The following is a 13,575-nucleotide window of genomic DNA, read 5'->3' on the forward strand; positions in this document are numbered from 1 at the left end:
AGTGATTTTTTTTCAAATAGACCACTCAAAAACACTATTTAATCGATAAACGCGCCTTATTGAACAAAAATCAAACAACCCAAAACCCCATTTAATACAAGCTGGCAACATGCGTAAAACCTGTATCTTGCATTTTAGCCTTAGCATGATGCTTTGAGTTCATGCAACAAAACGCATCGCATAACGATAAATCACTACGGACTAATTCCAATTCAGCAAAATCGATCTACCCCACTAATTAACTTCTCGCCAGTAGATGATTCTGTCATGACCACGGTAACGCCCAAAAAATGCACTCGCACGGGGATCGGATAAGCTGGTTGGAGACACCCCATTCCAGTTCCAATACCATTCTAACCAAGTCGGTACGTCTAAAGGCGCGGTCACTTGACCGCGATATAAGTTGCCACTAGAGGTGAGAGCTCGCCACAGCAAATCAAATTGCCCCGCTTGAAATGCTGAAGATGCACCAGTGCGAGTAATACTCTGCCCCGTGGCTAAATCCGGGTCAAAATTGTAGCCAAGGCCTGCATTATCCACCTGCGAACCTAAACCATAAGTGGCAATGGTGCAGCTATCATTTCCATTTATTACCCAACTAGTGCCATTCCAATACTCAGCTCTTGTCGGCATTTTAAGGATTTCAGTCTCTGGGCCATAGGTGTTATCCATCACCACTCGGCCGTGGCGTAGGAGTTGAGTGGTGATTTTCTTAGCATTACAGTTAGTGCAAGCGCCCGAAGATGCCGCATCCATATCCGGTAAGGCCACATAGCTGTAAAGTCCATTTGGCCGAGGATCGTTATCCAGCAACTGCACGCCAATATCGAGCAGCTCGAAGGGACCGTCTTGATAAAGATTCGTCGTCACATTTGGGGTTACTCGGTTTAAATAAGCGCGATAAGTACCATCGACCATCGCCACACCCTGACTCCAACTATCAACCTTTACAGGCAAGGCACTTAAGCGACTCTGTAAATCGACACCATTGTTATTGTTTTCTCCGACCAATTTCGCGGTCGCAAGGGAGAATGGTGGGAAATAGTTTTGTGTCACCGCGCCGCCGATATTCAAGGCTTTGATGCTCATTGACATAGGAAAAGGTTGATCCATATAACTAAAACTGCCACAGGCAGGTAAGACAGAAACATCTCCCACTAAAAATCTATCGGGCACAAAGCGACCAATATTGGTTGAATAGCCAATCGGAATATTCAAACTGCTGGCTGAGCCAAGATAATTAGGACTCGCCTGCGCCGTAATTTGAAATACGCCAACTTCGCTAATACTTTGATTACTGATGGTGTTGAGATTATTAGTTTGCGCGGTATGGCTATAGGAAGTGACGCCTAACACCCCATCATGGCCACCACTGGCGATACTTGGTGCCACAACTTTACTGATAAGCTTCATGGCTTGGTCGCTAAAGTTAGGAGTTGATAAGTTGCCCGAACAAAAATCCGTATCGCCATCTTTTTCCCAAGCCATAGCTTGTATTGTCATACCGAAATTCTGCCCCGCTTTACGGTAAGCATTACAGCTCATATCCGCACTTGGACAGCTAGCACTGGCATCCACGGCTTTGACACATAATCCTGCCGGCACACTGACAAACTGATCGGAGCCTGTCATGACTAGACCTTGTTCATTACCACTACCAATATATTGCGCATCGAGCTGTAATTTACCCGCATCGGGATAATTCACCGCAATATTTGCTTGTCCGTTCGTATCAAATAACAGACTCAGCGCCGTTGGCGAGGCGCTCGAGCTACTAATTGCCGTATTGTTGATCGTGACGGCTTTCGGCGAGATAGGCGCACTTGGGGTCTGATAACTGCTCCAGAAATTCAGCGTCTTAGTCTGACTTTGGAAGCTTGGAACACACTGCTGAGTCACATCAGATTTTTTCACAGCCTTAACTACTACCTGCTCGGGGCGATTCGCACGCTTATCAGGCACATCGAAGACAAAACCACTGTCGGCAAAGGTGAGTGAACAGTTGTTTTCACTCAGGCCACCATTTCCGATACGGCAAAGGGTTTTACTTAAAGGTTTGGTTGTCGGGCTCGAACCTTTTACACCTAAAGTCACAATGCCAGCAGTATTGCGCCGTAATTGTAATTGCGTAGTACCCCCACTAAAGCTCACCTGATTACCACCAATCCATACGCCTTCGGAGGCGAATTCAGGTAGCAAGGTCGCCGTCAAAGGGTCAGTAAAAAGCTGGCTACAACTGGCGTTTGCACAGGCTCGAATTGTCACAGTTTCGGGATTACAGGTTAACCCCTGACCCGTATGGTCAAACTCAAAATGATCGATTTGCGCGCCAATAGGATTAGATTTCAACGCACAAATCTGAACGTTATCAATTTCATGGTTGTTATTCGAGCCACCGGTTGACCCTGTAAGCGAGAGTAAGAAATCACTCGGTGTTGCCGCTTGTCCCGTTTGCGCGATGGCATTAAAAGCGGGAATTAAGGTGACAAATCCCGAACCCGTATTACGTTCAATCTTCACCATCGACTGACCGGATACCTGCGAGTCGATAGTGATTTTATATCTATGTGCTGGTGACACATTGTTGCCATCGACCGTGGGAGATAAACAGTTACCACTGGTATTGGTCGTGCCATTATTACAAGTCCCACGCAAATAACGGTAACCGGATGTGCCTGAACCAGAACCGCGAACAGCAACTGACTGACGCCGTTGTCCCGAAAGATTTATGCTCCCGCCTTCACCGGAAAAGTTGCCAAACTCATCGATCCCAATACCTAGCCAGCCCCCCGCAAATCCGCTAATACCGGGCTTGAATCCATAACCTAAGGGACCACCAAAGGCACCAGGCTGGGGAGTGATCGCGGCATCAGATAACACTAACGCAATACCGTCGGCACCATTGCCACCATAGGCATAATGATCAAACTGGATCTCCACTAAGTTTGCCGCGGCAGGGAATAATCGTTGATAGGTCGATGCGGTGGATTGATTAGATGAAGCTTCAGTTAAGCGTAAACGGCCACTACGAATCGATGGCGTAAAAGTGCCGCTACTGCGGGAAACGACCCAGTCACTGCTTAATGCACTTTGGGAAAAAGTATCATTAAAGCATTGTAAGACAGGTGCACCGGCATCATAAATCACCTTACTATTGCTGCCTAGGGTGACGTTTTTAGCACTGAGTCTACCTACCAATACCGCACTATTGAGTAACGTCGCATTATCGGCGACATAGTAGCTCCCTTGAATCTGAGCGTTACTTTGTACTTCTAGCCTATTGCCTACGTATACATCAACAGAGGTGGGCGCATTAAAAACTGATGAGAGAGCAATGGTAAAATTACCTTTAATATACAGTTTGGTATCGCCTGTACCCACTATATTTAACGTACCTGAATTCAGGTTAAGATCGCCATCAATAATATAAGTTTTACCAGCCTTTAAGGTCATGGTCGCTGCATTATAAAACGTCAGATCTTTTATAACATATGTTGAATAAGCATCAGATACGGTGACATTACCGCCTGTATTAATCGTTAATGTACCTATATCCCAACGACTACTATTAAATCGTTGACCATAACCCGCTGTCGTTCCAAGCTCTACAGAAGGCGTTGTCCAATTGGCTACAGTATTGGTTGCAGAGGTAGAGCTACTGACAAAAGTGGGTGCTGCCCTTGCCAAACTGGGAGTCCCCGAAATCTGACACCTCCCTATACCACAAGCATTCGCATTCATTTCATGGTAATTTTTTACCGTTTTAAAGCAAACATCTAAAACATTATAATTTTCAATGAGCGCACCGCTTTGCATATAGAGTTCGCCGGTACTACTAAAACTCTGTATTGGCCCAGGAAATACACTATTGCAATCAATTGCAGCATAAGTTGGCGATGAGGTAAGAATAAAAAATATAAGCAGTAAATTAGACGATAAGCCACGCATATAATGAGTTTGAAAACGTAGTGCCAAGTTTAATATCATCAAAAGTCTAACCACGGGCTTCTACCTCTACTTGACGGCTCACACGAGTATCACCACTCTCACACACCGCTTTACTATTGATCCGATATTGAGTGACAGCGCCAACTGCATAGGATGTGCAGCTTAAACTGACGCTACAGGCATGAAAGCCCACCACATCGGGCGGCGTCCAAGAGTTTGCAACACTGGTACAAGTCGCCGTAGCGTTGGCAGGCGCATTCAATGGGAATAATTGCGCTAATGCGGCATCGGCACCGCTATTCGCCGCGGCTAAAGCCCGGGTTCCCCACACCTCTTGAGTTAATCCGCTATCGGCATCTTCGACTATGTTGATTAAGGCGGCGGCCAATAGAAACATCACGGTAATAACAAAAATACCGATGACTAAGGCGCTACCTGCTTGGCGCCGAACCGAAGACTGACAATACTCTGAGCGCGATAGGCTAACTAAGTTAAGGGACATTAATCACCTGCACTTGATGTCGATATTGAAATGTCTCGCCGTTGACATTAAACCGTGGTTGTAGGTGCACCATCGCATTATTAACTAGGCTCGACGGCGTTAAAATCAACGGTAAATCGGCGTTATTACTCAACACATTAGCCACGCTCTGTGCCATTAGCACGCCCGAACTCATATCCGAAGGTGTTGGCTGGCTGGCATTCAACCCATAGCCAGTATAACGCGTTAAGGTTAACTCATTGCCCGATGAGGCTTTCTCAAAGCAATAACTCACAGGTGCTGAAGCAAAATAGATCCGCTGCCGCGGAGAGGCTTCGGCAAACCTCGTATTGGCCGTAAAGGTTAAGGTCACTTGGTTTGCGGCGCTGCTAACGGTGTTAATCTGTGCGCGTTTTTGTCTCGCGCTGTTATACACATCACTATCGGTTAAAGGATAAATCCACACATATTGGTTCGCTGCAATCTTACTGGTCAGATTATCTAAAATCACAGTGCCCGTTAGCGCTGCTGTACTCGGCGCAATCGGCATTGCTAAATAGGTGGTACTCGTCTCAATAGGGACAAATTCAACACACTGATAGGTTAAGCCATTACCATTGAGTCGCACACTATTAGGCACTGCGCTACGCAGCTCGCGGGTCATACGCTCAATGGCAAAGCGGCTTTGGCTTAGCACTTGATCGACCGAACTCGACTCCACAAAAATCCGCGTGCCGAAAATAATAAAGCTACTCACCCCGACCACTAGAATGCCTAAGATCAGGATCACAGTGACCATTTCAACTAAGGTAAAACCCTTTGCGCATAAATGCTTACGCTTCATTGATAAAGAGCGCATTAGTAATTGCTCCTTACCAAATTGTAAGTGATCACTTCGTTATCTGGCGTGGTGACATTAATGGTCACTAACTTGGTATTAGACGCTGGCCCAAAGGCGACAGTGACACTTAGTTGATAGTTGGGATAGGCCTCTGCATAAGTTTGGCTGGAATTGAGCATTGTGGCGTGTTGGGTTAAGCCGTGATAGTCATCCACATCGTTAAAATCGTTGCGTCCCTCTCCCGCCTCTGGCCCTAAGACGGCCGAGCAACTACTGCCTAATGGACTCCCGCAAGCCGGCACTCCGCCATTGGCATTGGTGTTTTGATCATAACGTTTGCCCCAAATCTCATTCATTACCGAATGGGCAAGCTCGGCACTTTTTACTCGGTGTAAAGTTTTGGCGGCGCGATCCGCCTGCGGAAATAACATGCTACTGAGCATCACAATAGCGATGGCAATGACTAACATGCCGACCACTAATTCGATTAAAGTAAACCCTTGTTGTGGTTTAGCTTTTGAGGATGCTTTTATTGATGTACTTATCGAAAACAGCCGAGGGTTAATTCGCATAAATATAGCCCTCGCTGGAGATATTAATCGCCACAGTGTCATTGGCAATCACATTGATACATGGCCCATTACACGCAAGCGACGCTCGACCATTGATATCAAAATCAAGATAAAAGCTCTTGGCATTGTTACTGATAAGAGCTAACTGCGCGCCACCTTGAAAAGCTTGGCTGGATAAAGGGTTAGGAGATAAAGGCGTGCCCGTACAACCAGTGCTATCGCGACTGGCAAACTGACTCACTTGATAGCCTGTCGCTGAAACGACTACGCGGTAACATCTATCGGTATTATTTAAGGCTTTTTGCTGAACCTGGCGCAGCTCGGCCATAAACTCATTACGCAAGCTAAAGGCACTGTAGGATGACTGGCTAAATAAGCGCGGCAATACCGTCACCGACAAAATCCCAATCAGGATAATAGTGGTCACAAGTTCGACTAAGGTAAACCCAAACTGTCTGCCGGTGGAAAATCTACGCATTGTCCGCTTTGCCGTGATGCTAGGTTCTAGGTTCTAGGTTCTAGGTTCTAGGTTCTAGGTTCTAGGTTCTAGGTTCTAGGTTCTAGGTTCTAGGTTCTAGGTTCAGTTTCTGCCAACTTGATTCGTAAGGCAAATATTTCACCTAAACAAAAGAAATAATTAACAAATTCATTTTATTACAGCCAACACTCCGATAGATAGCTGACCTAAAAAAAAGGCCTGCTAGGCAGGCCTTCTTCAGTAATTCAAATTAACAACCGCTATCTGTAATTACATACTTAGGCAGTTCACCTGGGGTGGCTGGATTTGCTGAAGTATTAGCCGCTTTTGCTTCTGTATAAGTTAAAAAACAATTTGCAGGTGCGCCATGTTGATAAATCTTAGCAGTACCCGGTGTACCAGCTGTTGGATCTATAATCCAATCTGCAGTAACAGGCTGAGGATCAGCTTTAGCGTCAAAAGTAATATCCATACCAGCTTCTAATGAAGCTTTTGTTGCCAGCATATAACCATCAAGAATTGCGATTGTTCCAGTGTCTCCCAACGAAAAGGTTGGTTGTGATCCCTTTTCTTTACCAGCTAATGCCGCTTTAGAAAACACTAAACTATTTGCACCTTGAATTGCACCTTTTAGACCTTGTAATGCAGACGCACGCGCATCACCTTGCAGATTAATAAACTTAGGTGCTGCTGTGACAGCAAGAATACCTAAGATAATGATCACTACGACTAATTCGATTAAGGTAAAACCTTGTTGTCTTTTCATATAAAACTACCCTTTTTTGAGAACCAATTAACTAAAACTAATTAAAAGATAAACCAATTAAAACATTAAATTAAGGCGTAAATGGTGTTTGAGTGAAACTTAATACTTTGCCTGTACCTGGATTATAAACCACGCCTTTAGCGCCTGTGGTTGATAAATCTGGTGCTGGAGTTGGCACACCTGTATTTTGGTTTAACACCAGAGAGGCCACTTGGTGATAAACACATAAATCCAAACCGCTCACTGCTGTACCCGCAATTGAATTAGTACTGCCACCCGCACCATCGATAACGCGTACGGTATAACGTTGATTTCGCGCATCTTGCGAATAGAGCACATTACGCGGCGCACTTTGCAATACCGTATTGAATACCTGTTGACAGCTTGCATCCGTCATCGCCGTTGCATCGGTACCAGAGGTACCCGTTGGATAGCCAAAACGTGGGTCGAGTGAAACAGAAGTACCATCTAAGATCACACTGCTATTTTGGCGACCATCGACTTCCCATTGTGAACGCACAAAACTCACGGCTGTAGATAAACCACCCGCCACACCGTCCACACTGGCATCTTCAGCATCATCGGTGACGTTTAAAAAACGTGGGATTGCCGTTGCCGCTAACAGACCCAAAATGACGATCACTATGACCAGTTCAATCAATGAAAAACCATTTTGTTTAGTCTTCATTAGTTTCCCCCTACTTGATGAAAGTCCATTCTAACAGCTAAATCAGTTTATAAAAGCCCGTTACTTAACAATATTTTAGGAGTTCGTCAAAAAAATGACCCTGCCAGAGTTTAGTTGATAGCCAATACTATCCCCATTTTGTGAGCGATAACGGCAGCTATTATCCTTGAGAAAATAGCTACCAATGAGGGAGTTATCCGCCGCCTCCTGCCCCATGAGTTGCCACCATAAGGCTTGGCAACCTTGGTCACTAAGTTCGGTCGGTTGCGGCCATCCCTGCGCGCTCATGATCACCAGCGTTTGCTGCTCATTATGAGTGTTTTGCTCATTAAACACTTCCCAATCTAGTCGCATTTGTTGTGGTTTGCCAAGGGATAGCCACTGGGAGCGCACCATAGCCAACACATTTAAGAAGCGACTATGTTCGACCTCCACACTTCGGGCGGCAAGTTGTGGCATAGCGGTAAAATATTTAACCCCAATCACCGCGAGAATAATCAGCACCAAGGTCAAGCTAACGAGCCGCCCATAAACCCGTAACAGATTGCTTTCAGCCTTCTGTTGGCTCTGCATCTATTTGACCCTAATTGAGTTAAACTCTCGACTTGGCATTACTTCCCGCCTTTAACCACATTGAGCATATCCCACATCGGCAGGTAAATACCTAGCGCCAGTACCAACACAATAACGGCCACAATACCGATTAAAATCGGCTCTAACTTAGCGGTAAGATTTTTAAGGTCATAGTCAACCTCACCTTCGTAAAAATCGGCGGCATCATTTAACAGTTGGTCAATTTGGCCGGTTTCTTCACCGACGGCGACCATTTGCAGTACCAGTGGCGTAAACAATTTGCTTTGATTCGATACCCTCAGCATAGATTCGCCTGACTCTATACCACGGCGCATCCCGACAATTTTGTCGTGCATATACGCATTATCTACCGCATCGGCGACCAGGCTAAGCGCCTGCGTCATCGGCACGCCCGCACTTAACATCATCGAAAAACTGCGGCAATAACGGGAAAGAGTCGAGCGCTCTATAATCGAACCCACGGCGGGAATATGTAATTTCCACTGATCCCATTGTTTTTCACCTTTTTCCGTATGGTGCCAATAACGGATCCCAATAATAGTTCCGAGTAGTAGCAGTAACATCAAAGGCCAGTAGTGAACAAATAAGTTAGATGTGCCAATCAACACCTTAGTCGCCCAAGGTAAGTCGGCACCGAAACGGGCAAACATTTCGGCAAATTTTGGGATCACCATGATATTTAAAATCACCATGGCCAACGCAATGGCAATCAATACAAATATCGGATAACGCATCGCGGCCTTAATCCGGCGGCGGGTTTCCTGCTCACGCTCGATATAGCCCGAGAGCTGAATAAAAGCATCCTCTAACTTACCAGTGTTTTCACCCACATGAACCATAGAAACAAACAGAGAATCAAACACATCTGGATGTTGATTCATAGCTGACGACAGCGGGCGCCCAGCAGTTAACTGCTCTGAAATATCATTCAGTGCATCCTTCATCCGTTGGGAGTGGGCAGTTTCGGATAATCCCGCAATGGCGCGCAGAATTGGGATCCCCGAGCGCGTTAGCGAATACATTTGCCGGGTAAAAATTTGCAGTTCATCTAAGCCGACTTTACTACCAAAGAGCTGTATCAGTGAAAATGACTTCGTCACCTTTGCCGCTTTGACTTCCAAGGGAATAATGCCGCGCGCTAACAGCATATCGGCAGCAGCACTTTCTGAGGCAGCATCGAGCTGACCCGTTACGGCCTGACCTTGTCCACTGCGTCCACGGTATTGATAAACCGGCATAATTACGCCTCAACGCCTTGCTGACTGATAATATCCCGCGAGAGTGGCACCTGCGACTCACTCACATCCTCAACTAGCTTAGCCACCTCTTCAATGGTCGTCATGCCCTCGCTCAAATATTGCAGTGCTGACTCGGCGAGTGGAGTAAAATTTGGGCTTTGCAGGGCTGCACGGGCAAAATCCTGTGGATTACCGGTACGCATCGCATCGATCATCTTTTCATCCAACTCGAGGATCTCAAAAATACCGATACGGCCGCGATAACCACTGCCATTGCAGCTTTGGCAGCCCGTGCCAATGCGGAACTTGGCCGATGAAAAGTCCTGACGACTCACACTATTCAGCCAGGCTTTTTCCTGCGCCGTAGGCTGATATTCCACCCCGCAGTTATGGCACACGCGGCGCACTAAACGCTGGGCAATAATCACCCTTAACGCACTCGCCACTAAGTAACTGGCGGCGCCCATATCGAGTAAACGCAGCGCGCTGGTTACCGCATCGTTAGTGTGCAATGTGGATAACACAAAGTGACCCGTAAGTGCGCCCCTTAGACCAATCTCAACGGTTTCTTGGTCACGCATCTCACCGACCATGATAATGTCCGGGTCTTGACGCAAAGTAGTGCGCAGCACGTTCGAAAAATCGAGTCCAATCTTATGGTTAACTTGAACTTGGTTGATCCTTGGCAATTGGTATTCGACCGGATCTTCTACCGTGATAATTTTACGATCCGCAGTATTGAGCTCACTTAAGATGCCATACAAGGTGGTGGTTTTACCGCTACCCGTAGGCCCTGTCACCAGCAACATGCCGTGGGGACGTTTAATCTGTTTACGAATACGCGCCAAAATATGTGGCGGCATCCCCGTCTCATTTAAGGTCAACAAGCCTGCGGATTGGTCGAGTAGACGCATCACCACAGATTCGCCGTGGTAAATCGGCATGGTCGACATCCGCACGTCAATCTTGTGGCCCTTAATTTCCATATGGAAACGCCCATCCTGCGGCAGACGTTTTTCAGAAATATCCAGCCCAGCCATAAGCTTAAGCCGCAGTACTAAGGCCGCTGCGATATTGACTTCATTTAGAATGGTCTCGTGTAACTGGCCATCGATACGTTGGCGGATCCGCAGGGCTTTTTCGCCGGGCTCAATATGAATATCCGAGGCGCGCATTTGCACCGCATCTTCAAAAATCGACTGCAGCAACTTAACCACTGTGGTTTCATTATCGCTATCGCCCGAGGTCAGGCTCGCCAAATCAAACATTTGATCTGCAGCATATTCCTCTTCAAGCTTACCAGCGATTTGCGCGATTTGGTCGGTGCGGCGATACAGATTATCGAAGGCTTGCAGTAATTGCTGCTCGGGTGCGACTGCGACACTGAGCTTTTTCGGCGCAATTAAGCTTTCTAAATGGTCGAGCGCCTGCAAATCCGCCGGATCGCTCATGGCCACTAATACCGTATCACCCCGATCTTCAACCGCAAGGGCACGAAAACGCCTTGCTTGCACCTCAGGGATCAGATTCACCACCTCGGTGGGAATTGGGCGTTTGCTGATATCCAGCAGCGGTAGATTTAACTGCTGCGACAAAAATTGCAGTAGTTGAGTTTCGGTAATAGAGCGCAGCTCAATCAGGGTTCGGCCAAGTTTATGGCCCGTCTTTCGCTGCTCGCCCAAGGCTTGCTGCAACTGCTCTTCGGTAATAATGGATTCTTGAACTAACAGATCGCCCAAACGCATCTTTAATCTGGGTTTCATTGGCTATCTCCTAGTTGCTGTAAACGTTGTTCAATAAAAGCCGTGGCCTGAGTTGATAAACCGGAATAGCTTAATGCTGTACGATAGGCTTGACTGGCTTGGGTAAATTGCTTTTGAGAGTCAAGAGCATAGGCTAATCCCATCCACCATTTCCCCTGCTGCGGCTCCTGCTGCAATAACTTGCGGTAAGCCTGTTCAACTAACGGATATTGCCCCTGTTTTTGGGCTAAATCCGTCTGCGCTAACCACTTTTGCCGAGCTAAAGGATGACTATCGGGAATTTGCGCAAGGCTGGCAAGTGCTGCGTCAGTATCACCCATCGCATGTTGCACCCTTGCCAATAACAAAGCAAATTCAAACTCTTGCGGATAAAGTAATCGTCCCTGCGCTAACACTTCGGCCGCTTGGGGCTGCTCACCTTGACCATAGTGCAACGCTGCCAGTTGTTTGCGCGACTCGTGTAAGCTCGGGTCAAGCTTGAGCGCTTTAGCGTAGTAATCCATCGCCTTAACCAACTGACCTTGCTTTTCGGCATCGCTCGCCAATACCAGTTGTTTTTGTGCTAACTGGCTTGGAGAAAGCTTTACTTCCGTCACCGCCATTTGCCCTGTTGGCTGAGCCGCAGCAGACTCGACTGGCTCACTCGCCTTGGCCTCTGTTTGGGTTATTTTTACTTCACTCTGATTTACGTTAACTTCCGCTTGATTTGCTTTAACCGCAATCTGTTGTGGCTCAGTTTGTGCCTGCACCGACTCTTGGGTTAATGCCGCTTTGTTAGCCGTATCGGTTGAGGTGTTTACCGCAACTGATTCGGTTGTCGGTTCACTCGTTGGCTCAACGGGCGCCGCATTAACACGGGGAGATTGAGCCATACTTGGGGCAGATTCTACTGACGCCGACATATCCTTTGCTGGAGTATCTGTCGACGACGGACTCACTTGCACCATCTCCGCAGTTGGCTCTGTTGGTATAGTCGTTTCTGCTCCCGTTTCTGCTCCCATAGAACTCGTATCTGCCTGTGGGTTTGTGTTATCCGACGGAGTTTGCACACTCACCACAGTGTTAACACTGTTATCAGTGGCATTCCTTGAGTCGTACATGGCCTGAAAGGCATAAACCGACACACCACCTACAAACAGTGACACTAAGCTGATGACTAACCATTTACGTGATGTATTTGGACGCCCCAGAAACTGGGCCTGATGCACAGCCACATTGCTGAGAGAATGCCCCTGCTGGCGTTTATCGAGATCCTGCAGCATCTTGTTGATCACGCTCATGCGGAGCCTCCCCACAACTGTTGCAGGTTAACGCCAGATGCCAGCAATGCCCCAATCGCCGCTGCACATACTATCAGCGCGATCGCCATATAGGTCGGCCAGTTTTGCGAACCGCGACTGGCATCTTCGGTATCCTGTATCGCGCCCTTAATGTGGGTCATGCGCACCTGAGTTGCCCCTTCGCCAAAACTGAGCATCAGGGCTTTATGGGCTAAAATATTGATCAATCTCGGAATGCCTCGTGATGCCTCGGCGATTTTACGCGTCAGTTTAGGGCTAAATAATGCTTGCCCCGCATAGCCTGCCACCGCTAAGCGGTAACGAATGTAGGCATCGGTTTCATCCCAAGTTAACGGCCGCAGACTGTAACTAAAGGTGATGCGCTGCCGCAGTTGTCTAAAGGCTTGGCGCTTCAATCGCTCATCCAACTCGGGCTGACCAAAGAGCACCACTTGCAACAGCTTACGGCTTTCGGTTTCAAGATTGGTAAACAGCCGCAACGCTTCGAGGCTCTCATCGGGCAAGGCCTGCGCTTCGTCCAGCACTAATACAATGGCGTGACCATGGGCGCTCAGGGCGAGTAATTGTTGCTGAATAAGTCCAGTGAGTTGCTGCTGATCGATTTCGCTGGTGTATTTTAATCCAAGTTCATTGGCCACCGCCCAGCGCAGCTCGGCGGGGGTGAGATAAGGATTGGGTAGATACGCACAATGAAAGCCCTGCGGCAGCTCATTAATCAACTTACGGCAGATTAAGGTTTTGCCCGTGCCCACTTCGCCTGTGACTTTGATAAAACCCTCCCCGGTTTGTAGGGCAGTCTGCAATACTTGCAGCGCCTCTACGTGCGGGGATAACCCGAAAAAAAATCCGGTATTAGGGGTTAACGAAAATGGCGTTTGGCTGAGTCCAAAGTGCTTCAAATACAT

General features: G+C 47.4%; 12 protein-coding genes. All 12 read right to left on the reverse strand.

What is annotated here, in order from left to right; translation table 11 throughout:
• Positions 1-234 precede the first annotated feature (234 nt).
• The gene (locus tag MMG82_RS00715) at positions 235-4,002 is read right to left on the reverse strand and encodes a DUF6701 domain-containing protein (protein ID WP_144344826.1); all 3,768 of its coding nucleotides are present in this window, start codon (positions 4,000-4,002) and stop codon (positions 235-237) included.
• Entirely contained in the window at positions 3,995-4,450 is a 456-nt protein-coding gene (locus tag MMG82_RS00720) for an MSHA biogenesis protein MshP (protein WP_144344825.1), read from the reverse strand. The genes MMG82_RS00715 and MMG82_RS00720 overlap by 8 nt, the downstream gene beginning before the upstream one ends.
• On the reverse strand, positions 4,440-5,288 hold the full coding sequence (locus MMG82_RS00725; protein WP_172589617.1) for a type II secretion system protein: 849 nt from the start codon (positions 5,286-5,288) through the stop codon (positions 4,440-4,442). The genes MMG82_RS00720 and MMG82_RS00725 overlap by 11 nt, the downstream gene beginning before the upstream one ends.
• Positions 5,288-5,842 (reverse strand): prepilin-type N-terminal cleavage/methylation domain-containing protein, encoded by a 555-nt coding sequence (locus MMG82_RS00730; protein ID WP_241406259.1) that lies wholly within the window; start codon positions 5,840-5,842, stop codon positions 5,288-5,290. The genes MMG82_RS00725 and MMG82_RS00730 overlap by 1 nt, the downstream gene beginning before the upstream one ends.
• Positions 5,832-6,320: a prepilin-type N-terminal cleavage/methylation domain-containing protein gene (locus MMG82_RS00735; RefSeq protein ID WP_241406260.1), complete on the reverse strand. Its 489-nt coding sequence runs from the start codon at positions 6,318-6,320 to the stop codon at positions 5,832-5,834. The genes MMG82_RS00730 and MMG82_RS00735 overlap by 11 nt, the downstream gene beginning before the upstream one ends.
• A 250-nt stretch (positions 6,321-6,570) precedes the next feature.
• Positions 6,571-7,086, reverse strand: coding sequence for a type II secretion system protein (locus tag MMG82_RS00740; protein ID WP_241406261.1), 516 nt, complete (start codon positions 7,084-7,086; stop codon positions 6,571-6,573).
• Between the two features lie 70 nt (positions 7,087-7,156).
• Positions 7,157-7,774 carry a prepilin-type N-terminal cleavage/methylation domain-containing protein gene (locus MMG82_RS00745; protein ID WP_023266932.1) on the reverse strand — a complete coding sequence of 206 codons (618 nt, stop codon included), beginning with the start codon at positions 7,772-7,774 and terminating at the stop codon, positions 7,157-7,159.
• 75 nt (positions 7,775-7,849) lie between these two features.
• The gene (locus MMG82_RS00750; RefSeq protein ID WP_172589024.1) at positions 7,850-8,347 is read right to left on the reverse strand and encodes an MSHA biogenesis protein MshF; all 498 of its coding nucleotides are present in this window, start codon (positions 8,345-8,347) and stop codon (positions 7,850-7,852) included.
• A 38-nt stretch (positions 8,348-8,385) separates the two neighbouring features.
• A complete protein-coding gene (locus tag MMG82_RS00755; protein WP_037428181.1) occupies positions 8,386-9,606 on the reverse strand; it encodes a type II secretion system F family protein in 1,221 nt (406 codons plus the stop codon).
• 2 nt (positions 9,607-9,608) lie between these two features.
• Complete coding sequence (locus MMG82_RS00760; RefSeq protein WP_037422422.1) at positions 9,609-11,369, reverse strand: GspE/PulE family protein; 1,761 nt, start codon at positions 11,367-11,369, stop codon at positions 9,609-9,611.
• Positions 11,366-12,649, reverse strand: coding sequence for a tetratricopeptide repeat protein (locus MMG82_RS00765; protein WP_241406262.1), 1,284 nt, complete (start codon positions 12,647-12,649; stop codon positions 11,366-11,368). The genes MMG82_RS00760 and MMG82_RS00765 overlap by 4 nt, the downstream gene beginning before the upstream one ends.
• Positions 12,646-13,575, reverse strand: coding sequence for an AAA family ATPase (locus tag MMG82_RS00770; protein WP_241406263.1), 930 nt, complete (start codon positions 13,573-13,575; stop codon positions 12,646-12,648). The genes MMG82_RS00765 and MMG82_RS00770 overlap by 4 nt, the downstream gene beginning before the upstream one ends.

The organism is Shewanella sp. MM_2022_3, from assembly GCF_022557375.1.
Taxonomy (GTDB): Bacteria; Pseudomonadota; Gammaproteobacteria; order Enterobacterales; family Shewanellaceae; genus Shewanella; species Shewanella xiamenensis.